Raw genomic sequence first — 22,043 nt, forward strand, 5'->3', positions numbered from 1 at the left:
GAGATTTCCCTTCCAGGACGGTCAATTGGCGAACCCGACCGGTTTCGGCGGGTCAGCGGAGATGGGTGAGGCCGTCGAGGACGATGGCGATGCCGGTAAGGAACTGCTCGCGGTCGTCGTGCTCGCTTACCTGGCCGACGATGGCGTGCATGAACGGGTAGTCGTCGGGGTCGAGCCCCTGCCACGCCGCCGCCGCTGCGCCCAGGAACTCGTCGCGGTCCGCGTCGGCCCTGACGCCTGAGGTGTCCCCGTCGATGTGGGCGTTCTGGCTGACCGCACCGAGGATGTAGTGCACCAGCGCCGAGGTCGCGTCGAACCAGGAGGCTTGCGGCACCCCCAGGGCGCCCACCTGCCTGCCGATCCGCTCGAAGATCCCCACCGTGACCGGGCCGACCGGATTGCGGATGATCTGGAGGGTCAGCCGTGTGGCGAGCCACTGGTGTTCGGCGATCGCGTCGAACAGGGCCAGCGCGACGACGCGGATCTCATCCTCGGGCGTGGCCGCACCCCGGGCAGGCTTGGTGGCCAATGCGGCGGTGATGACGGTTTCCGTCGCCGTATCCAGCAGTTCGTCCCGGTTGCCGACGTGGTAGTAGATCGCCCCGGAGCCAGTGGCCAGGCGCTCAGTCATCGCCCGGACGGTCAGCGCGCCCTCGCCGCCGGTATCCAGCAACTCGACGGCGGTATCGATGATCTGCTCCCGGGAGAGCACCTGGTTGCGCCGCTGCGTTCGGCGCGCTCGTGTTGCCATGTTTCGATGGTGCCACATTTGGAGTGTCGCACCAACTTGGTGCGCCGATCCAACTTGGAGTATCGCTCTCTCGGGAACTGGGGCTCATGGGAAGCGCAGGGTGAGGATGAGTCCGCCCTCGGTGCCGGGTTGTGCCGTCAGCGTGGCGTGGTGGGCTTTGGCGATCGAGTAGGCGATGGACAGGCCCAGACCGTGGCCGGTGGTGGCGGTACGGTCCCCGTCCAGGCGGTGGAAGGGCTCGAACAGGTCGGGGAGCTGTTCCGGGGACACGTGGGGGCCCGTATTGGTCACCGTCACGGTGGGGGTGTCGAGCCGTATGTGGACGTGGCCGCCGGGGTGGTTGTACTGGATGGCATTGCGGATCAGGTTCGTGAGCAGGTGGCGCAGCAGGACCGGATCACCGGGAACGGCCAGCGGGGTGTCGGCGTCGAGGTCGATGCGCACGCCATTCTTCGTCGCCAGTGGGGTGAGGCCGGCGGACACGAGCCGGACGACGGCCGCGACGTCCATGGTCTCGGTCTTCTCCAGGCCGCGGTCGCTGCGCGCCAGCAGCAGGAGGCCGTTGATCAGCTGTTCGGCCTCGTGGTTGGCGGTGAGCAGATCCTCGCGGACCTCTGCGAGTCCCTCGGGGAGGGGGTCGGCGAGGCCGACCTGGAGGCTGGTGCGCTGGACTGTGAGAGGGGTCTTGAGCTCGTGGGAGGCGTTGGCGACGAAGCGGCGCTGGCTCTCGAAGGACTGCTCGAGCCTGTCGAGCATGGTGTCGAAGGTGTCGGCAAGGCGGTGGAGTTCGTCGTCCGGGCCGGTGAGCGCGAGACGCTGGTGGAGGCTCTGTTCGCTGATGCGGCGCGCGGTTTCGGTCATGGAGGCGACGGGCCGCAGGGCTCGGCCGGCGAGCCACCAGCCGAGCACTCCGGCGAGGAGCGCCATGGCGAGGAGGCCGACGGCGGACCAGAGCACCATCTGGCGCAGCGCGGTGTCCTGGACGGCTTGCACGGTCTGGTCGATCTTCTGGAACATGGCGACGTCGCCCGGGGCTCGCGGCGTGAGATGCGGCCGGGTGGGGTGCACGGGCTCCATGGGCTCCGCACGGCCGCTCGACACATTCCCGTACGTGACCGATAGCCCCTGGGCCTGCTGCTGCGTTCCGTGGCGGGCGAGTAGCACCACGAAGGCGAGCAGTGCGATGCCGGCGATCAGAAAGAGGGCGGAGAAGGCCGCGGTCAGGCGGGCGCGGAAGGGCAGTCCGCTCAGCAGCGCCCATGGGTTCAGTCGCACAGCCGGTAACCCTCCCCCTTGTCGGCGAGAATGAGGCCGGGGTCGCCGAGTTTGCCGCGCAGCCGACTGACGGTGGCGCGGACCGCGCTGGTGCGCGGGTCGAGGTGCTCGTCCCAGACGGTGCGGACGAGTTCGTCGTGCGACACCGGCGCGCCACCGGCCACAAGCAGCAGATGCAGGACCGCGAGCTCCTTCGGGGTCAGCTCCAGCGGGCGGCCGTCCACGGACACCTCGCGCCGCGTCTCGTCCAGGGTGATGCTCGCGAAGCGCAGCACGGTGGCGGGCGGCTTGGGCGCGCGACGGCTCAACACCCGCACCCGGGCCACCAGTTCGGTGAAATCGAAGGGTTTCGCCAGGTAGTCGTCGGCGCCGAGGGCCGTGAGGCCGTAGATCCTGTCCGTGAGCTCGCCGGCCGCGGTCAGCATCAGGATCCGCGGAGGGTCCTGGAGTTCACGCAGCCGTCGGCACACCTCGTCGCCGCTCAGGACCGGCAGATCCCGGTCGAGGATCAGCACGTCGTAGGCGGTGAGCAGACACATCCGCTCGGCCTCGTCGCCGGCGGCCGCGACGTCGACGGCCATCGCCTGGCGGCGCAGGCCGGTAGCGATGGTGCGGGCGAGCACACGGTGGTCCTCGGCTACCAGAACTCTCATGACCCCATCAAATCAAGATCACGATTGCAGCCGGATAAGGACGCGGCGGCCCGCGAACCGGCCAGGGTCGTGCGGCGCCGGTCGCGGGGCACAGCGCAAGCAGGCCCTTATGCCGCTGTAACACGCTTATCCCGCTGCAAACAGCGAGCTGCTTCTGTCTTCAGCATGAACTTCGTCAAGCGCGCCGGGATGAGCCTGGGTGCCAGAAAGTCCAAGAGCGCCGTGTTGCTGGCGATCTTCGTCGTCATCTGCACCCTGCTTCTCGGTGGCTTTCTGCTGCAGGCCGCCGCGGCCCGCCAGGAAGCCGGCGCGCAGCGCACCATCGGCGTCGACGCCACCGTCGAGAAGAAGGGCCTCACCGCGGTCCTCGCGGACCGGCTCGGCGCCTCGGATCTGGTGTACCGCTACAACCCGGAGCTTCCGGTGCGGGCCGGGGCGCGTGGCTTCACGCCGCTGACGTCGGATGCGCCGAAGCCGGGCGCTGCCGGTGCCGGGAAGAAGGAGCGGGGCCCGCTGGCCGTGGACGGCGTCCGTGACTCGGGCATGCTGCTGCCCTTCTCGTACGGCTCGACGAAGATCACGGCAGGGCGCGGCATCACCCCCGAGGACGCGGGCCGCAAGGTTGCGGTGATCGAGCGGCGCCTGGCCGACAAGAACCACCTCAAGGTGGGCGACACGATCCATGTGCGGTCGGCGGACGACAGGGAAACCGTTCCGCTGAAGGTGGTCGGCGTCTTCCGGAACCCCACGCAGGATCCAATGCGGTGGACGGCACCGCACAAACTGCCCGGCAACGCGCTGTACGTGCCGATGAGCACGGCGCAGAAGCTCGGTGCCGGCACCGCGTCGGTCAGCGAGGCGGTGTACAAGATCGGCTCGCCGGAGCAGGCCGAGCGGCTGCACGCCGAGGCCGAGCATCTCCTGGGCAGGGACAGCCTCGACTTCCGCGTCAACGACAAGGCGTACCAGGACCAGGTCCGCCCGATCCAGCGGGTCGGCACGTTCGCGGGACTGATCGTCTGGGTGATCGCCCTGGCCGGGACGCTGATCCTCGGCCTCATCGTGACGCTGCAGATCCGCGAGCGGCGCACCGAGCTCGGGGTGCTCCTCGCGATGGGCGAGAGGAAGTGGAAGCTCATCGGCCAGCACGCTGTGGAGGTGGCGGCCGTGGCCCTGCCGGCCATCGCGCTCGCCGCGCTGGCCGGTTCACTCGCCGGACAGTCCGCGGGAGACGCCCTCCTCGGCCGGCAGGACGACAAGCAGGCCGCGGCGGCCGGTGCGCCCGATGCCGAGATCGCGCCGCCGACCGTACAAGTCGAGCCCGCCACCGTCGGCAAGGTCGCCGGCATCGGGCTCGGCATCTCCCTGGTCTCCACCGTCCTCCCGGGCATCGGAATCCTGCGCCTGCACCCCCGCTCCATCCTCACCGACACCGAATAGCCGCTCACCGGCACGGACTGAGAAAGCCGATCCCATGAACTTCGTCAAACGCGCGGGATTCAGCCTGTGGTCCCGCAAGGGCCGCACCCTGATCACCCTCGCCACCTTCCTCGTCATCTCCGTGATGGTGCTGGCCGGTGTCCTGATCAACGACGCCACGGCCCAGGCCGAGCAGGACGCCAAGCGCTCCGTCGGCGCCGAGGTCAACCTCGAGGCGGATTTGAGCCAGTTGGGCGGCGGGAGCGAGCTGAGGGCTCCGCGCATCGACACCGCGACTGTCGACAAGGCCGGGGCTCTGCCCCAGGTGCGGAAGTACACCTACTCGATGTGGGACCGCGTCCTCCTCAAGGGCGGCGCCGAACTGGTCGACGGTGGGCCGAAGGACCCCATGGGCCCCGGCGGCACCGTGGGCATGGGCGTTCTCGACACCTCGCTGCTGCCGGACTTCCGCAGCGGCAAGTTCACGCTCCTGTCCGGTGAGCACCTCACCGCCGCCGACAAGGACAAGAAGCGAGTCCTGATCGAGGAACGGCTCGCCAAGAAGAACAAGCTCAATGTCGGCGACACGATCACCCTGACCGGCAACGACGAGAAGGCCACGGCCGACTTCACCGTAGCCGCCGTCTACCGCGACCCGAGCCCTGTCACCGAACCGGACGGCGAGTACGGCATTAGTCCGGCCAACATGCTGTACGGCACGGTGGGCGGCCTCTCCGCGCTCAGCTCCGAGCGGAACGGGCCGCTCGAGGCAGGCAGGGCGACCTTCCTCCTCCAGGACGCCGACATGCAGGGCGCGTTCAAGGACGAGGTCAAAAAGGTCGCGGGCTCGGCGCTCGACGGTTTCAAGCTGGATGCCAACGACAAGGCCATCCGGCAGATGACCGGCCCGCTCAAGTCCATCAGCACCACCGCCACCCTGGCCATGTGGCTGATGGCCCTCGCCGGCGCGGCCGTTCTGACCCTACTGGTCAACCTCGCCGTCAAGCAGCGCCGCAAGGAGTACGGCGTCCTGCTGGCCATGGGTGAGAAGAAGAGCAAGCTGATCGCCCAACAGGCCCTGGAGATCGTGGTCGTCGCCGCCCTCGCCATCGGCCTGAGCTCCCTGTTTGCCCCGCAGCTGACCCAGAGCGCCGGGCAGGCCCTGCTCGGCAAGGAAGCCACCAGCGCCCAGCACAAGATCGACTCCTGGCAGGACCCGCCGTCCGGCAGTACCGGCCTCGGTGAGGGCATCGACCCGAACGACAAGCCCGTCGAGGACGCCGACCCCATCGACAAGATCACCGTACGACTCGATCCGGCGGACCTCGCCACCCTCGGCGCCATCGGCCTCGGCATCGGCCTGCTCGCCACCGCCATCCCGGCCGGTGCCGTGCTGCGGCTGAACCCCCGCACCATCCTCACGAAGGGCAAGTGACCCGCCATGACCAGTGCCACCGCCGCTCCGCCTGTCCTGCGTCTCGCGGGCGTCAGTCACACCTACTCGGGCCAGCGCCGCAGGACCACAGTCCTCAAGGACATCGACTACGCATTCGAACGCGGCACCTTGTACACCATCCTGGGCCCTTCCGGCAGCGGCAAGACCACCCTGCTCTCCCTCGCCAGCGGTCTCGACACCCCCACCAGCGGCACTGTCAGCTTCGAGGGCCAGGACCTCGCCGAACTGGGGCTCGGCCGATACCGCAACCAGCACGCCGCCACGATCTTCCAGCAGTACAACCTCCTCACCTACATGACCGCCCTCCAGAACGTCACCTGCGCCATGGAGATCACCGGCACCAAACCCACGACCGGCAGTCGCAAGGCCCGAGCTCTGCACCTGCTGGAGAAGATCGGCCTCGACAGGGCGATGACCACCCGCAACGTCCTCCAGCTCTCCGGAGGCCAGCAGCAGCGCGTCGCCATCGCCCGCGCCCTCGCCTGTGACGTCGACATCCTCTTCGCCGACGAACCCACCGGAAACCTCGACGAAGACACTGCCCAGGGCATCATCGACACCTTCCGCGAACTCGCCCACGAACAAGACAAATGCGTAGTCGTCGTCACCCACTCCCAGCAACTGGCCGCCCAGTCCGACCGCATCCTCACCCTGCGCAAGGGGAAACTCACGGAACAGGTAAAGGCCTGATGAAGACAGGTGCGCTGCCGGCGGCAGCCGCTCCGGTACGCGCCCTCGCCCTGTCCGCCTCCGGGCGGACGGATAACCTGGGCCCGGTCAGCGAAGATCGCAGAAGGGCAGAGCACATGGCAGACATCGTGGAGAGGGCGGCGCGGAAGGTCTTCGAGCGTTACGACGTCGACGGGGACGGCCTGGTCACCGCGGACGAATACCGGCAGGTCGTGGCGGAGTTGGAGGGCTCGGAGATCACCCAGTCGCAGGCTCAGGAGCTCATCGACTCGCTCGACACCGACGGCGATCGCCAGATGTCCTTCGAGGAGTTCTGGGCGGCCATGAATGCCTGACACCGCCGGGTCCGGCACATGAACGTGCGACGGAGCCCGTCCCCGCCACCGGCGGGGACGGGCTGCTTGTTCTCAAAACGGTGGCGTCACAATTGGGTGCCGCCGCCGTCCACCGCGAGTTCGGCGCCGGTGGTGTAGGTCGCGTCGAAGGCGAGGAATATGGCAGCACGTGCGACCTCCTCCGGATTCCCCGTACGCAGCATCGGAATCTGGGCGGCGTAACCCGCCAGCATTTCATCCGCTACCTCTGCGGGCAGGTTCTTGTACAGAATGCCCGTGTCGATCGGCCCCGGGCTCACCGCGTTGACACGTACGCCGCGCGGCAGCAGTTCGCGAGCCCAGGTTCGCGCCATCGACCGGAGGGCAGCCTTGCTCGCCGCGTAGACACCATGGTCCAGTTGCCCCAGCACATTCGAGACCGAGGTGGTCAGCACCACGCCGCTGCCCTCGGCAAGCAGCGGAAGCAACCGCTGCAAAGTGAAGTAGGGCCCCTTGGTGTTGACCGCGAAGATGGCATCGTACATTTGCTCGGTCGTCGCCTCGAACGACGTCGAGTCGGTGATGCCCGCATTCAGGAACACCGCGTCCAGTTGACCGAACGCCTCCTCGGCCTTCCCCGCAAGCGCGTCGATGTCGGCCTTTGAGCCGACGTCGCTGCCAACCGCGACCAGCCCCTCTTTGCTCGCCGCTTCGAGCGCGGCTTCCTTGCGCCCCGTGACCATCACCTGAGCACCCTCGGCCGCCAGCAGACGTGCGATCGACAGGCCGATTCCGCTGCTGCCACCGGTGACGAGGGCGCGCTTTCCGTTGTACTTTTCCATGCCTCGATTCAAATCCCGGACCGGCGACGGCGTCCAAGACCCAATCTGCAACCCGTTATGCGCACATTGCATGTTGGTACGCTCGAAGCGTGCGCGTTCCCGGATCGGACCTCGATATGCGGCTTGTCGGCTACTTCACGGTCGTGGCGGAGCACGCCAACTTCAGCCGCGCCGCAGCGGTGCTGCACGTCGCGCAGCCGTCCCTGAGCCGCCAGATCCAGCGCCTCGAGGAACATCTGGGCGTGCGCCTCTTCGACCGCACCCCACAGGGCAGCCGGCTCACGGAAGCCGGTCGCGCCTTTCTGCCGCAGGCTCAGGCGCTGCTCCAAGCGGCCCATCAAGCCGAGCTCACCGCCCGCGAAGGCGTCACCCCGCGCGAGTTCACCATCGGGTACGTCGAGGATCTGGTCATCACGCACGCCGTGCGCCGGCTGCGGCATCGACACCCCACGGTCCGCATCCGGACCCGCCACCTGGCGTGGAACGACGCCCACGCCCTCACCGACCGCCGTGTGGACGCCCTGGTCGCCCGCGCCCCACTGCCCTTCCCCGCCGACCGCTTGCGCCTCACCGATCTGTGGACCGAGCCACGGGTTCTGGTCGTCTCCACGGACCACCGCCTGGCCGGAAAGGAGTCGGTAACCGTCGACGACCTCGGCGAAGAAGTCTTGCCGCAATGCCCGAGCGCGGTCCAGCAATGGAGCGATTTCGCCCGCCTGGAGCCGCGCCCGGATGGCGTTCCGGCTCGCAGCGCGCCGATCGACTACGAATCGTTCGAGGACAAGCTCGACCTTGTGGCCGAGGAGCGGACGGTATTGATTCTGGCCGCCGGCGACCGGCGGCCCCAACTGCGCCCCGGCCTGACCACCGTGCCCATCGAGGGCATCGACCCGGTCCGCGTCGTCCTGGCCACGCGCTCGGCCGAGGCCAACCCTCTGATCAGCGATTTCCTGAACGCCTGGTCATCCGACGCACCCGATCCCCGGGGTCGTTGAGCGGGGCATAAGGCACGTCTTCGTCGTCAGGGCGCCCGCGGGCGGTCACCGATCGTGGATCCGGCTTCAAAGTTTGGGCACAAGTTGCACACATTCCCTCTTCAGATGGGCCCCCCGATGGTCTAGATTGACCCTGCTTCACATGTTTGGACACCAGGCGACAAATAATGATCTATGGGTCCGGCTCTACGGGTAGTCAGCAGTCGCGTCGACGGCGCCAGACGTGGGGGTGATCAATTCCTGGAGCCCGGGAGGGGCCTTGGGTGCGGGGAGCACCCGAGGTTTCGACGGGCTTCCGCGCACCTCGAGAGTCTGGCAGGACAAGCGAGTCCGCTGCCGCCAGGGTGGGCTGTTCGAGTAGCTCTGAGATAGCCGCGATGTCATGTGCGGGGGGTGGGGACCTCCCGCGGGGAGGACCAGCGCGGCACGGGAGGTGGGGGCCTCCCGAGGGGAGGGGCAGTGCGGGGGGCGGGGGCCTCCCGAGAACAGTGTTAGGCGAATACGTCGAACCACTGGGGACCTTGGGGGGTTCTGTGCGGCAAGGGGGATTACTCAACCCGTTTCCGTCGGCGCGCGGGCGTCTGGCGGACGGGGCAATCAGACAGCCCGCGAACGACTGGGAGCAGCGGTACCGCCGTACCGTGATCACCAGCGATACCGTGGCCACCGCCTTCGTGGTGGCGGCGATCGGCAACTTCTTCGGGGCCCGGGACGCGGCCAACTGGCACGAGAAGTGGGGAATTCTCGCATTCGGCACCGAGCTGCTGGTGCTGGGGGCGCTCGCGGTGAGCCGGTCGTGGGCTCCGGCCGTGCTCGGCCAGGGTGCCGAGGAATTCCGCCGGCTCGGACGCTCACTGTTCACGGCGACCGTCGTACTGGCGCTCGGCGGTATCGCCCTCACCTCGCGCAACATCAAACTCTGGATCTTCGTCGCGATCCCCGCGATCGCGCTCATCACCATGACCGCGCGTTATCTGCTGCGCCTCTGGCTGCACAGACAGCGGAAGGAAGGACGGTGCCTGCGACCGGTGCTCGCTGCCGGGAGCCCGGCCACCGTGCGCGACCTGATCACCCGAACCCGCAAGTTCCCGCACCTCGGCTGGCGGGTGGAGGCGGTGTGCACGACGGACGGTCGTGGGCTCGACGGTGACCAACTGGACGGAGTGCGGGTCGTCGGCCGGCTGACGGACGTCGCCAAGCACGTCCGCCACGACGGCTACCGCGTCGTCGCGGTCACACCGGACCCGCACTGGTCACCGGACCGGCTGCAGCGGCTGGCTTGGAACCTCGAAGGCAGTGACGCGGAGATGGTCGTGGCCCCCGTGCTGATGGAGGTGGCCGGCCCGCGGCTGCACATCGACGCGGTGCTCGGGATCCCGCTGCTGCGGGTCAGCATGCCGACCTTCACCGGGGGCCGCCGGGCGGTCAAAGGGGTCGTCGACCGGATGGGCGCGGCGATCCTGCTGGTGCTGTTCGCGCCGCTGATGGTGTTCGTCGGGCTGCTCGTGCTGGTGGACAGCCGGGGTGGGGCCTTCTACCGCCAGCGCAGGGTCGGCAAGGACGGCCGCGAGTTCACCATTCTCAAGTTCCGCACCATGGTCGCCGGGGCCGACCGGGCACGTGCCGAACTGGCCGACCGCAACGAGGGTTCGGGGCTGCTGTTCAAGCTCCGCCGGGATCCGCGGGTGACCCGGGTGGGAGCGGTGCTGCGCCGGTACTCGATCGACGAGCTCCCGCAGCTTTTCAACGTGCTCACCGGATCGATGTCGCTCGTCGGCCCGCGGCCTCCGTTACCGGAGGAGTCCGCCGCGTACGGCCCGGACATCCGGCGGCGGCTGCTGGTCAAGCCCGGACTCACCGGCCTGTGGCAGATCAGCGGGCGCAGCGACCTGCCGTGGGAGGAGGCGGTCCGGCTGGACCTGCGGTACGTGGAGGACTGGTCGCTCGCCCTGGACACAGTGATCTTGTGGAAGACGCTGCGTGCGGTGCTCCAGGGGCAGGGGGCCTACTGATGCGCGGGGGGCGTCGTCCGTCCGGCGCACGGAAGGCAGGCCGGAAGGGCTTGCCTGGGGGGAGGAACGGATCATGAGAGTCAGCGTTTTCGGGCTCGGCTACGTGGGCTGTGTGTCGGCCGCGTGCCTGGCCAGCATGGGGCACGAGGTCATCGGGGTGGACGTGAACCAGGTGAAGGTCGACCTGGTCAACGACGGCAGGGCCCCGGTGGTCGAGGAGCGGATCGGCGAGCTCATCGCCGAGGTCGTACGGACCGGAGCGTTGCGCGCCACCGGCGACGTCCGCGAGGCGATCATGGGCAGCGAGGTGTCGCTGGTCTGCGTGGGCACGCCGTCGGAGCCCAACGGCAGCCTGTGCACCACGTACTTGGAGCGGGTCACCGAGCAGATCGGTGCCGCGCTGGCCGAGGGGGCCGAGCAGGGGGGCCGGCACACCGTCGTGTTCCGCAGCACCATGCTCCCGGGCACCTGTCTGAACCTGCTGTTACCGATCCTGGAGAAGTACGTCGGCGGCACGGCCGGGGTGGACATCGGGGTCGCGGTCAATCCGGAGTTCCTGCGCGAGGGCACGAGCGTGCGGGACTTCTTCGACCCGCCCAAGACCGTCATCGGCGAGCTCGACCCGGCAAGCGGCGACGCGGTGACGGCGCTGTACGACGGCTTGCCCGGCGAGGTGTTCCGGGTGCCGGTCCCGACGGCCGAGGCGATCAAGTACGCGGACAACGCCTTCCACGGCCTCAAGATCGGCTTCGCGAACGAGCTGGGCGCGGTGTGCCAGGCGCTCGGGGTGGACTCGCACCAGGTGATGGACGTGTTCCTGGCCGACCGCAAGCTGAACATCAGCCCCGCCTACCTGCGGCCCGGCTTCGCCTTCGGTGGCTCCTGCCTGCCCAAGGATCTGCGCAGCCTGGTCCACGCGGCGCAGCGGGCGGACGTCTCGGTGCCCATCCTCGCCCATGTGCTGCCCTCCAACTCCGACCATCTGCAGCGCGCGGTGGAGCTGGTCGAGCGCACCGGCAAGCGCCGGGTGGGCCTGTTCGGGCTGTCGTTCAAGCCCGGCACCGACGACCTCCGCGAGAGCCCGCTCGTCGAACTGGCGGAGAGGCTCCACGGCAAGGGGTACGACCTGCGGATCCACGACGCCAACGTGAGCCTCTCCCGGCTGCTCGGCGCGAACCGCGAGTACATCGAGACCCGGCTGCCGCACCTCGCGCAACTGCTCGCGGACTCCGTCGACGAGGTGCTCGAGCACGCCGAGGTGTGCCTGGTCGGGACCAGGGACCCGGCCGTCCTTTCGGCGCTGCCCCATGGCGGCGGCCCCGTGATCGTCGACCTCGTCCGCCTTCCCGACGCCGAGGCGCGCCGGGCCGAACCGGGGTACATGGGCCTTGCTTGGTGACACATCGTTTGGTGACACGGCCAGTGGCGAGCGGCCGGACCGGCGCGCGCTGATCCTGGTGGAGAACCTGTCGGTGCCGTTCGACCGGCGGGTGTGGCAGGAGTGCACGACGCTGCGCGACGCGGGCTGGGAGGTGCACGTCATCTGTCCCCGGGGGACCAAGCGGGACACGGAGCCGGAGGCGGAGATCGACGGGGTGCGGATCCACCGCTACCCGTTGCGCGCGGCCACCGGAGGGCCGGCCGGCTACCTGCGGGAGTACGGATCGGCGTTGTGGCACACGGCCCGGCTGGCCCGGAAGGTGGGACCGGTCGACGTGGTCCACGCCTGCAACCCGCCCGATCTGCTGTTCCTGCCGGCACTGTGGCTGAAGCGGCGCGGTGCGCGGTTCGTCTTCGACCAGCACGACCTGGTACCCGAGCTGTACCTCTCCCGGTTCGACCGCGGCAGGGATCTGCTCTACCGCGCCGTGTGCGCGCTGGAACGGCGGACCTACCGGGCCGCGGACGTCGTGCTCGCCACGAACGAGAGCTACCGGGACGTCGCGGTGCGCCGTGGCGGCCGGCGGCCGGAGGACGTCTTCGTGGTGCGTAGTGCGCCCCAGATCGAGCGGTTCCAACCGGTGCCGCCCGAGCCGGAGTTGAAGCGCGGCAGGACCCATCTGCTGTGCTACCTCGGAGTCATGGGCCCGCAGGACGGCGTCGACTACGCTTTGCGGGCCCTCGCGAAGCTGCGCGACGAGCTCGGGCGGACCGACTGGCACGCGGTGTTCGTCGGCTCCGGCGACGCCTTCGACGCGATGGTGGAGCTGTCCCGGCGGCTCGGTCTCACCGAGCAGGTGCAGTTCACCGGGCGCATTCCGGACGCCGACCTGGTGCGCTACCTGTCCACCGCGGACGTCTGCCTCTCCCCGGACCCGCGCAATCCGCTCAACGACGTGTCGACCATGAACAAGGTCCTGGAGTACATGGCGATGGGCCGGCCGATCGTCTCGTTCGACCTGAAGGAGGCGCGAGTCTCCGCCGGTGACGCCGCCGTCTACGCGCCCGCCAACGACGAGGCCGAGTTCGCGGGGCTCATCGCGCTGCTCCTCGACGATCCGGAGAAGCGGGCCCGGATGGGCAAGATCGGCCAGGAGCGGATCAGCGGGCCGCTCTCCTGGCGGAACTCGCAAGCGTCGCTGCTCGCCGCCTACGCGTCGGCGGGCGACCCGGACCGGGCAGGGAGGAGGCCGCGCCGTTGAGCGATGACACGATACGCCTGGTCACGATCGGGCGGATGCTCCGTCGGCGGTGGCGGCTCCTCGCCATCCTCGCCGTGGTGGGCGCGCTCGTCGGCTATGGCACCTCGGTGCTGTTCCCGCCGCGTTACACGACGTCGGCATCGGTACTGCTGCCGGGGCAGTGGGAAGAGCGCGAGCTGCTGACTCAGGTGGACATCGCGACCAGTTCGGCGGTGGTCGACCGCGCGGCCGCCACGCTCGGCTGGAAGGGCGTCAGCGGCGGTGAGCTGCGGGATCGGGTGAGCGCCAAGGCAGCCGACGGGAACATCATCAAGATCTCGGGTACGGCCGACACCCCGGAGCGCGCGCAGCGGCTCTCCGACCAGGTGGCCCAGGAATTCGTCACCTTCGCCGCGCGGATCGCGGGCGGCAGCACCGACCCCGAAGCGGTTACGGGGGCCGAGGCGCTGCGGCAGAAGGTGGCGGAGACCAACCGCCGCATCACCGACCTGGCCAACGCGGCCGGTCCGGGGCAGACCGTGGAGAGCGTGCAGGCCCGCACCGAGCTGGAGAAGCTGCGCACCGCGCTGCAGGAGGCCATGAAGAAGCTGGACGAGGCCGACCCGGCGACCAACAAGTCCAACATGGTCGTCATGGGGCCTGCGGCCCGGCCGACCGGCGAGGCACCGCCGACGAGGACGCAGCTCATCGTCGCCGGAGCGCTGTTGTTCTTCCTGCTCGCGGTCATCGGCCATCTCGCCGCCGCACGGGTGAATCGCCGACCGCGGACCGAACCGCAGATCGCCGCGGCGCTGGGCTCGACGCTGCTGGGTACCGTCGACGTACCTGGTGAACGGCGCGCGCACCGGCCGGAAGGCGGTGGCCCGCGGGCCCGGATCCGTCGGCTGCTCGGCGTCGACATCCGGTGGGACATACCGACGCCGCAGGCGTCCGGCGACGAGGCCGGCAGGCAAATCCGCTACCGGCGGGTGTGCGCCCGCCTCCGGGACCAGTCGCCGGGTCCCCGGCGGCTGCTGGTGGTCGTGCCGGACGGCGACGAGATCGCCCGCCGGGCCGCCGGCCAGCTCGTCGCCGAGGCCAGGAGCGATCCGTCCCCGTCCGCTTCGAGCAGGGGATACCCCGTGCTGCGGATGGTGGAGGTTTCGGTGGACCGGCCGATCGTGCCGGACCGCGACACCGAGTCCGGCGCCCTGGTCGTCCTCAGCGCGGGCAGCTGGACCGCGGAGGAGCTCGCCGGCCTCGCCGAGGCGTGTGCGGACGCCGGTCATGAGGTCGTCGGCGTCGTCGTCGCCGGAACTGTCCGGGCCCGTCCGACGCGAACCGCCGACCGTCCTCCGGACGAGGCCACCCTGGCGCTCGCGGTGCGCGGCCACGCGACGGGGGGTTCGGTGTGACGACGAGCGAGACCGCGGAGTCGTCGGCCGCCACTCCGCTCCTCGACCTGCAGGCGCTGGTGGTGGCGGTGCGCAGGCGCCGCCGCCTCTGGTGCTCCATGGCTCTGCTGGGGCTGCTGGTCGGCGCGGCGATGGCGGTCCTGCTGCCGCCGCCGCCGACCGCGGTGACCAAGGTGCTGGTCGCGCATCAGGAGGACCAGCCGAACGACACCGGAACGCTGATCCGCACCGACGCGGCGCTGCTGGGGACCACGCGGATCGCCGACAAGGCCCTGCGGTCCCTCAAGTCCCGGGAAAAACCGGAAGACTTCCTGCGGGACTACCGGGGCACCGGCCTGACCAACAACCTGCTGCAGATCACTGTGACGGGCGACAGCGACGCGGAAGCGGTGGCCCGAGCCAAGGCGCTGGCCGATGCGTTCGTCGCGGACCATGTGAGGCGGATGCGGGAGGCCGCGAAAGCCGAGTCCAAGGCCCTGCTCGACCAGCGTGACCGCGTGCGGGACGAACTCGCCGAGGTCAACAAGGCGATCGGAGACCGATCGCCGGGCAGCGACCCGGAAGCGTCGGCGAGCGTCGAGTCGCTCTTCGCCCGCCGGGCCGAGCTCAACTCGCGGATGGCCGACTTCGACCAGCGCGCCGCGGAGGCGCGCACCGGCACGCCCCGGATCATCGCAGGCACACAGATCGTGGACGCCCCTCGCATGGTGCGGCACTCCCTGCCCAGGACCGCTGCCACCAATGCCGCGATCGGGCTCGTCCTCGGGCTCGTCCTCGGGCTCGCGGTGGCCGCGGTCGGCACGGTGGTGGCGGACCGCCCCGTGCTGCGCCGGGAGATCGCGGCGAACCTGGGCGCCTCGGTCATCGCGGAGCTGCCCCGCCGGTCGGGCAGGCTGTGGCAGCGCCGACGGATCCGGGCGGCACGGACGAGGCTCACCGCGTCCCTGGCCCGTACCGTACGCGGCGCCGCGGAACCGGTGTCGCTGCTGGAACTGGGCTGTGCGCGCAGCACGAGTGTGATCGCCCTGGACCTCGCCAGGGCACTGGCGGCGGAGGGGCCAGTGGTGATCGTCGATGGTCTGCCCGGACCGCAGCTCGCGAGCCGCCGCCCGAAGCCAGGAGACCCAACCGTGGTCAGCGGTGAGCATGCCGCTGCCGTGCCGGATCAGGAGCGCCGGTTCGGCGTCGGCTCGGTCGCGCCCGGCACCGCGTGGACCGACCTCCGGTACCTCGGTACCCGGACCGTGCTCGTCGTGCGTGCCGGGCACGGCAGCGCCGCATGGCTGCACACCGTGGCGCGGCAGCTCGCGGACCAGCGCATTCCGGTGATCGGTGTGGTGCTGATCGACCCCGACCCGCGTGACCGGACCGACGGCACGCTGTGGGACGGGCCGCACATCGCGCTGCGGGGCCACGGCGAGCGGCCGGACCGGCGACACGGGATGGGCCAACTACGCACGGAGCGGCTGCCGATGTGGGCCGCACGAGTGACGGACAGCGACCAGGAGGCGCGGTAGGACATGTGTGGCATCGCGGGCACCTACCGATGGCCGGACGGGAAGGTCGTGACCGACCGGCTCACCGATACCCTCGCCCACCGCGGTCCGGACGGGACGGGCCGGTACAGCCACCCCGCCGGTGACGGCGAAGTGCACCTCGGGCACCGTCGGCTGGCCATCGTCGACCTGTCCGGGACCGGCGCCCAGCCGATGGTCTCGGGCGGCCTCGTCCTGACGTACAACGGCGAGCTGTACAACGCGCCCGAGCTGCGAGCCGAACTGGCGGCCGCCGGGGTGCGCTTCCGCGGCACCTCCGACACCGAGGTGCTGCTGGAGGCCTGGCGGCGCTGGGGCACGGACTGCCTGCCCCGGCTGCGCGGCATGTTCGCGTTCGGGATCTTCGACGAGCGCACCGGTGAACTGGTCCTGGCCCGCGATCAGTTGGGCATCAAGCCGCTGTTCCTGCTCCGGCGCGGCGAGGGTCTGGTGTTCGCCTCCGAACTCAAGGCGCTCGCCGCCGTGACCGGCGGGTCGCTGGAGGTGGACCATGCGGCGCTGGTGGCCTCGCTGCTGTACTACTGGGTGCCGGACTCGCGCTGCGCGTTCCGCGAAGCGGAGAAGCTGCCGCCGGGGAGCTGGCTGCGGTGCCGGCCCGACGGCCGGGTGGACCGCGGCCGGTTCTGGAGCCTCAAGGACGTGGCCGCCGAGGGCCGGGAGCGGGCCCGGAGCGGCGAGCAGCCGGACCTCGCCGCCATCGTCGAGGAGTCGACTCGGCGCCACCTGCTCTCCGACGTGCCCGTGGCGGCCTTCCTCTCCGGCGGTCTCGACTCCAGCTACCTGACCGCGCTGGCGGCCCGCCACCAGCCCGGGATCTCCGCTTACACGATCGGGTTCCGCGCCGAGGACGCCAGGTTCGAGGCGATGCCGGACGACCTGCGCTATGCCCGGCGGGTGGCCGAGCGGTTCGGCGTCGACCTGCATGAGATCGAGATCGCTCCGAATGTGCTCGACCTGCTGCCGCGGATGACGTACCACCTGGACGAGCCGATCGGCGACCCCGCCGCGATCAACACCTTCCTGATCTGCTCGGCCGCCCGGGAGGCCGGGGTCAAGGTGATGCTCTCGGGGATGGGCGCCGACGAGCTGTTCGCCGGTTACCGCAAGCACCTGGCCAACCTGATCGCGCTGCGCTACCAGCGCGTCCCGCGGCCCCTGCGGCGCGGGGTGTCCAGGGCCGTGGACCGGCTGCCGGTGGCCACGGCCCGCCGGGGGTACCGGTCGGTGCGCTTCGCGAAGCGATTCCTCTCCTTCGCCGATCTGCCGGAGGAGACCGCGTTCCGGCGCAGCTACACCATGTACGACCAGGACGAGCTGCTCGCCCTGGTCGATCCGGACCTGGCCGGGACGGTCGAGGACGTGCTGACCGAGCATGCGGATGTCTACCAGGACAACGACCTCGACGACTTCGTCAACCGCATGTGCCTGGGCGACGCCCGGATGTTCCTGCCGGGTCTGAACCTCGCGTACACGGACCGGTCGAGCATGGCCGCCTCGACCGAGGTACGGGTGCCGTACGTGGACGTCGAGGTGGTCAGGGCGGCGTTCGCCGTGCCCGGCGATCGCAAGATCGTCGGACGGCAGGGCAAGGCCGTCCTCAAGGAGGCGGCCACCTCGATCCTGCCCCGGGAGATCGTGTACCGGCCCAAGGGCCTGTTCAGCGCCCCGTTGCGCGCCTGGATGAGCCGGGATCTGGCACCGCTGGTGCGCGAGGTGGTGCACGACGGGGTGCTCGTCCGTTCCGGGTTCCTGCGCCGCGACGCGCTGGCTCGGATGGTCGCCGAGGACGCCGCCGGGCAGCGGGACTTCTCCAAGCATCTGTGGCATGTGCTGACCCTCGAGTACTGGTATCGCGGCGCGACTTCTGGGGAGTTTGAGTGAAGCAGGTTGTGCAGAACTACAAGAGCGGCGAGCTGGCGCTGCTCGACGTGCCGGTGCCGGGGTGCAAGCCGGGCGGTGTGCTGGTCCGCAGCGCCTACTCGCTGATATCCACCGGAACCGAGCTCATGAAGGTGTCCGAGGCCGGCATGTCGATGGTGGGCAAGGCCCGCTCCCGGCCGGACCAGGTGGCCAAGGTCATGCAGAGCGTGGCCACCAACGGGGTGGGCGCCACCTACCGCAAGGTGATGGGCAAGCTGGACTCCTACACACCGCTCGGCTACTCGCTGTGCGGGGTGGTCGAGCAGGTCGGCGCCGGGGTCGACGATGTGAAGGTCGGCGATCTCGTGGCCTGCGCCGGCAATGAGCACGCGCTGCACGCCGAGCTGAACTGGGTGCCGAAGAACCTCTACGCCCGGGTGCCGGACGGCCTCGCGCCGCGGCACGCGGCCTTCGGCACCGTCGGGTCGATCGCGTTGCAGGGCGTCCGCCGCGGTGAGCCACAGCTCGGCGACGTGGCGCTGGTCATCGGCCTCGGGCTGATCGGGCAGCTGGTGGTGCAGCTCCTTGCCGCCTCGGGAGTCCGCGTCGTCGGGGCCGACCCCGACCCGGTGCGCTGCGAGCTCGCCGAGCGCCTGGGCGCGGCGGCCTGCGGCGATCCCGCCTCCGCGGCCGTGGAGACCGCCGTCGCCGAACTCACCGGCGGTCACGGTGTGGACCAGGTGTATCTGGCCGCCGGAGGCGGCAGCAACCAGCCCGTCGAGCTGGCCGCCCGGCTGAGCCGGGACCGCGGCCGGGTCGTCGACATCGGCAAGTGCCGCCTGGACCTGCCGTGGAACGCGTACTACGAGAAGGAGCTCGACGTCCGGTTCTCCCGCAGTTACGGCCCCGGGCGCTACGACCCGGAGTACGAGCTCGAGGGGCGGGACTACCCGATCGGCTACGTGCGCTGGACCGAGCGCCGCAACCTGGCGTGCTTCCTCGATCTCCTCGCCCGCGGCAGCGCCGACGTGGAGCCCCTGGTCTCCCACATAGCCGACTTCGATGACGCCGTCGAGACGTACCAGCGCCTGAAGGACGGCGATCTGAAGGCCGTGGCTGTGCTGTTCCGGTACCCCGACCACCCCGACCGAGCCGCGGAAGCGGGGGCCCCCGAGGTGGCCGTGCCCGCGGTGCGGCGCGGCGGCGGAGTGTCCACTCCGGCCCGGTACGCCAACGCGTCGGTGCGGCTGGCGTTCGTCGGCGCGGGAAACTACGCGACGTCGATGCTGCTGCCGCACCTGGAACGGCGCGACGGCGTCGAGCTGGCCACGGTCGTCACCACTACGGCGCTGTCCGCGGCCAACGCCAAGCGGAAGTTCGGCTTCGCCGAGGCGACCACCGATCTCGACGCCGTGCTCGGCGACCCGTCCATCGACGCGGTGTTCGTGGTCACCCGCCACAGCTCACACGCCGAACTGACCCAAAGGGCGCTACGGGCCGGCAAGGCGGTGTTCGTGGAGAAGCCCCTGGCCCTCACCGAGGGCGAGCTGGCCGGTGTGCTCGCGGCGGTGGAGGAGTCCGGCAACGACCGGCTGCAGGTGGGCTTCAACCGCCGGTTCGCGCCGCTGCTGCAGGAGGCCAGGAAGCGGTTCGGCTCGCGGACCGGGCCGGGAAACCTCCGCTATCTGGTCAACGCGGGCCGCCTCGAGCACGGCAGCTGGTACCTCCAACAGGGCACCGAGGGCTCGCGGTTCGCGGGCGAGGGCGGACACTTCATCGACACGGTGAGCTGGCTGCTCGGGGCCGACCCGGTCTCGGTGTACGCGGTCGCCACGTCCGGCAACGAGGACTTGCAGGTCGTACTGCGCTACCCGGACGGGTCCACCGCCACCATCGCTTACGTCACCACCGGCTCGCCGGGCTTCCCCAAGGAGACGCTGGACCTGATCGCGGACGGCAAGGTGCTGCGGCTCGACGACTTCGTCCGTGCCGCCGTGTACGACGGCCGCCGCGACCGGTGGGTCAGTTCGCGGCTGCCCAAGGCCCGGGACAAGGGCCAGTCCGCCGAGCTGGCCGCGTTCATCAAGGCCGTACGGACCGGCGGGCCGATGCCGGTGCCGCTGGAGTCGCTGGTCGCCACCACGACGGCCACCCTCGCCGTGCGGACCGGCCTGGCCGGCGGTGCGCCGGTGACGTTGGCGAGGGCGCGATGACGGTGAGCGCGGGGAGTCCGGGCTGGTACCTGCGGCGGCTGTCCCGGATGGGACCGCGGGAGGTCGGCGGCCGGGTGGGCGACGCGGTGCGCAGGCGGCGGTGGCGGTCGGCGCGGCCGGACTGCCCCAGCGTGACCGGCGCCCGGTTCACCGCGGTACTGCCCGCGGGGACGGTCGCCGCGGTGCCACCGGACGCCGCGAAACGTCTCATCGCCGAGGCGGACCGGCTGATGGCCGGGCACGCCGAGTACTTCGGGGTGGACCGCGACGACCTGGCCGACCCGGACTGGTGGTACGACCCGAAGACCGGACGCCGGGCTCCGTGGGGCTACGCCTTCGACGTGCCGTACCGCGACGAGGACGCGGTCGGGGACATCAAGCAGATCTGGGAGCCGTCCCGGCATCAGTACCTCACCGTGCTCGCCGCCGCCTACGCGATCACCGGGAACGAGCGGTACGCCGAGCGAGTGGCCGAGCACCTGCGGTCGTGGTGGACGGCCAACGCGCCGCTGCGCGGAGTGCACTGGACCAGCGGTATCGAGCTGGGGATCCGGCTGCTGTCCTGGGTGTGGATCCGCCGGCTCCTCGACGGCTGGCCGGGCGTGGCCGGGCTGTTCGAGGGCAACCCGGTGGCGCTGAACCAGATCTGGCACCACCAGCGCTGGCTGGCCGCCTTCCCGAGCCGGGGGTCGTCGGCGAACAACCACGTCATCGCCGAGGCCGCCGGGCAGTCCGCCGCGGCCTGCGCGTTCGGGTGGTTCCCCTCCTCGGCGCGCTGGCGAGCCGACGCGCTGCGGTCGCTGGAGCGGCAGCTGCGAAGCAACACCTTCGAATCCGGTCTCAACCGCGAGCTGGCCACCGAATATCACGGACTGGTGCTGGAGCTCGGCCTGGCCGCGGTGGCCGAGGCGGATGCCGCGGGCGTGCCGGTCCCCGCGTCGATCCGGCTGGTGCTGCTGCGGATGACCGACGCGCTCGCGGCCATCGTGGACGGCCGGCTGCGGCCGCCGCGCCAGGGGGACGCCGACGACGGGCACGGTCTGGTCGTGGACGGCGCGGGCACCGACCGCTGGGCCTCGCTGCTGGCCACCGGGGACGCCGTGTTCGGCCGGCTCGCCTGGTGGCCGGCGGTGACCGGCACCGATGTGCGCACTCCGCTGCTGGCCGCGCTCATCCGGCCGTACCCGAAAGACGGAACCGCACCGGCCGTGACCCGCCCGCCAAGCCGGCCGGCCCATTTCGCCGACGCGGGGCTCACCATCCTGCGTGGTCCGGAAGAGATCTGGTGCCGCTGCGACGGTGGTCCGCACGGCTTCCTGTCCATCGCCGCGCATGCCCACGCGGACGCGCTGTCCGTGGAGGTCCGGCAGGACGGGGTCGATGTGCTCGCCGACCCGGGGACGTACTGCTACCACGGGCAGCCCGAGTGGCGGCAGTACTTCCGGTCGACCCTCGGCCACAACACCCTGCGGCTGGACGGCGGTGACCAGTCCGTCTCCGGTGGCCCGTTCCTGTGGACCCGGCATGCCCGCAGCCGGGTCCTGGCCGTGGACACATCGGGCGAGGGGGTGGCCCGCTGGTGTGCCGAGCACGACGGCTACCAGGGCTCCGTGCACCGCCGCCGGGTGGAACTGACGGCCGCGACAAGGGAGTTGAGGGTGGTCGACGAGGTGCGCGGCCCGCGCCGGGATGTGCACCTGGCGTTCCACCTCGGCCCGGCGATCGCCGCGGACCTGGTCGACAACCGGGCACAGCTCACCTGGACCCGGGACGGCGAGGACCGCTCCGCGGTGCTCGACCTGCCCGGACAGCTGTCCTGGCGGGCACATCGCGGCGAGACCGGACCGCCGCTGGGCTGGTACTCCGCAGGCTTCGGGCGCAAGGAACCCACCACCACACTGGTCGGCACCGGCTTCGCCGACGGCACGCAGGGGTTCACCACCGTACTCAGGTTCCGCGGCTAGGGGGGAC

The 22,043-nt window shown here is 70.5% G+C and carries 17 protein-coding genes; 13 read left to right on the forward strand and 4 right to left on the reverse strand.

The window, feature by feature from the left end:
* Positions 1 to 52 precede the first annotated feature (52 nt).
* The 3 genes from J2Z30_RS45465 to J2Z30_RS45475 all read right to left on the reverse strand — a co-directional run bounded on the left by J2Z30_RS45465 (position 53) and on the right by J2Z30_RS45475 (position 2,679).
* Positions 53 to 751, reverse strand: a complete 699-nt coding sequence (locus tag J2Z30_RS45465) for a TetR/AcrR family transcriptional regulator (RefSeq protein WP_044578239.1) — start codon at positions 749 to 751, stop codon at positions 53 to 55.
* Between the two features lie 84 nt (positions 752 to 835).
* Positions 836 to 2,026 carry a sensor histidine kinase gene (locus J2Z30_RS45470; RefSeq protein ID WP_044578241.1) on the reverse strand — a complete coding sequence of 397 codons (1,191 nt, stop codon included), beginning with the start codon at positions 2,024 to 2,026 and terminating at the stop codon, positions 836 to 838.
* Positions 2,017 to 2,679, reverse strand: a complete 663-nt coding sequence (locus tag J2Z30_RS45475) for a response regulator transcription factor (RefSeq protein ID WP_044578244.1) — start codon at positions 2,677 to 2,679, stop codon at positions 2,017 to 2,019. The genes J2Z30_RS45470 and J2Z30_RS45475 overlap by 10 nt, the downstream gene beginning before the upstream one ends.
* A gap of 165 nt (positions 2,680 to 2,844) precedes the next feature.
* On the opposite strand from J2Z30_RS45475, the gene J2Z30_RS45480 reads away from it, so the two are divergent.
* The 4 genes from J2Z30_RS45480 to J2Z30_RS45495 all read left to right on the forward strand — a co-directional run bounded on the left by J2Z30_RS45480 (position 2,845) and on the right by J2Z30_RS45495 (position 6,579).
* On the forward strand, positions 2,845 to 4,119 hold the full coding sequence (locus tag J2Z30_RS45480; protein ID WP_044578246.1) for an ABC transporter permease: 1,275 nt from the start codon (positions 2,845 to 2,847) through the stop codon (positions 4,117 to 4,119).
* A gap of 34 nt (positions 4,120 to 4,153) precedes the next feature.
* On the forward strand, positions 4,154 to 5,533 hold the full coding sequence (locus tag J2Z30_RS45485) for an ABC transporter permease (protein ID WP_044578248.1): 1,380 nt from the start codon (positions 4,154 to 4,156) through the stop codon (positions 5,531 to 5,533).
* A gap of 6 nt (positions 5,534 to 5,539) precedes the next feature.
* Complete coding sequence (locus J2Z30_RS45490) at positions 5,540 to 6,244, forward strand: ABC transporter ATP-binding protein (protein ID WP_044578250.1); 705 nt, start codon at positions 5,540 to 5,542, stop codon at positions 6,242 to 6,244.
* A 116-nt stretch (positions 6,245 to 6,360) separates the two neighbouring features.
* Positions 6,361 to 6,579, forward strand: coding sequence for an EF-hand domain-containing protein (locus tag J2Z30_RS45495; protein ID WP_044578253.1), 219 nt, complete (start codon positions 6,361 to 6,363; stop codon positions 6,577 to 6,579).
* 86 nt (positions 6,580 to 6,665) lie between these two features.
* Here J2Z30_RS45495 and J2Z30_RS45500 read toward each other — a convergent pair whose 3' ends face one another.
* Complete coding sequence (locus J2Z30_RS45500; protein ID WP_044578256.1) at positions 6,666 to 7,400, reverse strand: SDR family oxidoreductase; 735 nt, start codon at positions 7,398 to 7,400, stop codon at positions 6,666 to 6,668.
* 116 nt (positions 7,401 to 7,516) lie between these two features.
* On the opposite strand from J2Z30_RS45500, the gene J2Z30_RS45505 reads away from it, so the two are divergent.
* The 9 genes from J2Z30_RS45505 (at position 7,517) to J2Z30_RS45545 (ending at position 22,036) form a co-directional block, all read left to right on the forward strand.
* Complete coding sequence (locus J2Z30_RS45505; RefSeq protein ID WP_044578258.1) at positions 7,517 to 8,395, forward strand: LysR family transcriptional regulator; 879 nt, start codon at positions 7,517 to 7,519, stop codon at positions 8,393 to 8,395.
* Positions 8,396 to 8,928: 533 nt separating this feature from the next.
* Complete coding sequence (locus J2Z30_RS45510; protein ID WP_044578261.1) at positions 8,929 to 10,407, forward strand: sugar transferase; 1,479 nt, start codon at positions 8,929 to 8,931, stop codon at positions 10,405 to 10,407.
* Positions 10,408 to 10,480: 73 nt separating this feature from the next.
* Positions 10,481 to 11,806, forward strand: a complete 1,326-nt coding sequence (locus J2Z30_RS45515) for a nucleotide sugar dehydrogenase (RefSeq protein WP_044578265.1) — start codon at positions 10,481 to 10,483, stop codon at positions 11,804 to 11,806.
* Positions 11,796 to 13,049 carry a glycosyltransferase family 4 protein gene (locus tag J2Z30_RS45520; RefSeq protein ID WP_044578268.1) on the forward strand — a complete coding sequence of 418 codons (1,254 nt, stop codon included), beginning with the start codon at positions 11,796 to 11,798 and terminating at the stop codon, positions 13,047 to 13,049. The genes J2Z30_RS45515 and J2Z30_RS45520 overlap by 11 nt, the downstream gene beginning before the upstream one ends.
* Positions 13,046 to 14,443: a Wzz/FepE/Etk N-terminal domain-containing protein gene (locus J2Z30_RS45525; RefSeq protein ID WP_044578271.1), complete on the forward strand. Its 1,398-nt coding sequence runs from the start codon at positions 13,046 to 13,048 to the stop codon at positions 14,441 to 14,443. The genes J2Z30_RS45520 and J2Z30_RS45525 overlap by 4 nt, the downstream gene beginning before the upstream one ends.
* Positions 14,440 to 15,960, forward strand: a complete 1,521-nt coding sequence (locus J2Z30_RS45530) for a Wzz/FepE/Etk N-terminal domain-containing protein (protein WP_044578274.1) — start codon at positions 14,440 to 14,442, stop codon at positions 15,958 to 15,960. Before J2Z30_RS45525 ends, J2Z30_RS45530 begins: the two co-directional genes overlap by 4 nt.
* A 3-nt stretch (positions 15,961 to 15,963) precedes the next feature.
* Positions 15,964 to 17,880, forward strand: coding sequence for an asparagine synthase (glutamine-hydrolyzing) (gene asnB, locus J2Z30_RS45535; protein WP_044578276.1), 1,917 nt, complete (start codon positions 15,964 to 15,966; stop codon positions 17,878 to 17,880).
* Positions 17,877 to 20,072: a bi-domain-containing oxidoreductase gene (locus J2Z30_RS45540; RefSeq protein ID WP_044578279.1), complete on the forward strand. Its 2,196-nt coding sequence runs from the start codon at positions 17,877 to 17,879 to the stop codon at positions 20,070 to 20,072. Before asnB ends, J2Z30_RS45540 begins: the two co-directional genes overlap by 4 nt.
* On the forward strand, positions 20,069 to 22,036 hold the full coding sequence (locus J2Z30_RS45545) for an alginate lyase family protein (RefSeq protein ID WP_044578281.1): 1,968 nt from the start codon (positions 20,069 to 20,071) through the stop codon (positions 22,034 to 22,036). The genes J2Z30_RS45540 and J2Z30_RS45545 overlap by 4 nt, the downstream gene beginning before the upstream one ends.
* Positions 22,037 to 22,043: the final 7 nt, after the last annotated feature.

The organism is Streptomyces iranensis, from assembly GCF_017874715.1.
Taxonomy (GTDB): Bacteria; Actinomycetota; Actinomycetes; order Streptomycetales; family Streptomycetaceae; genus Streptomyces; species Streptomyces iranensis.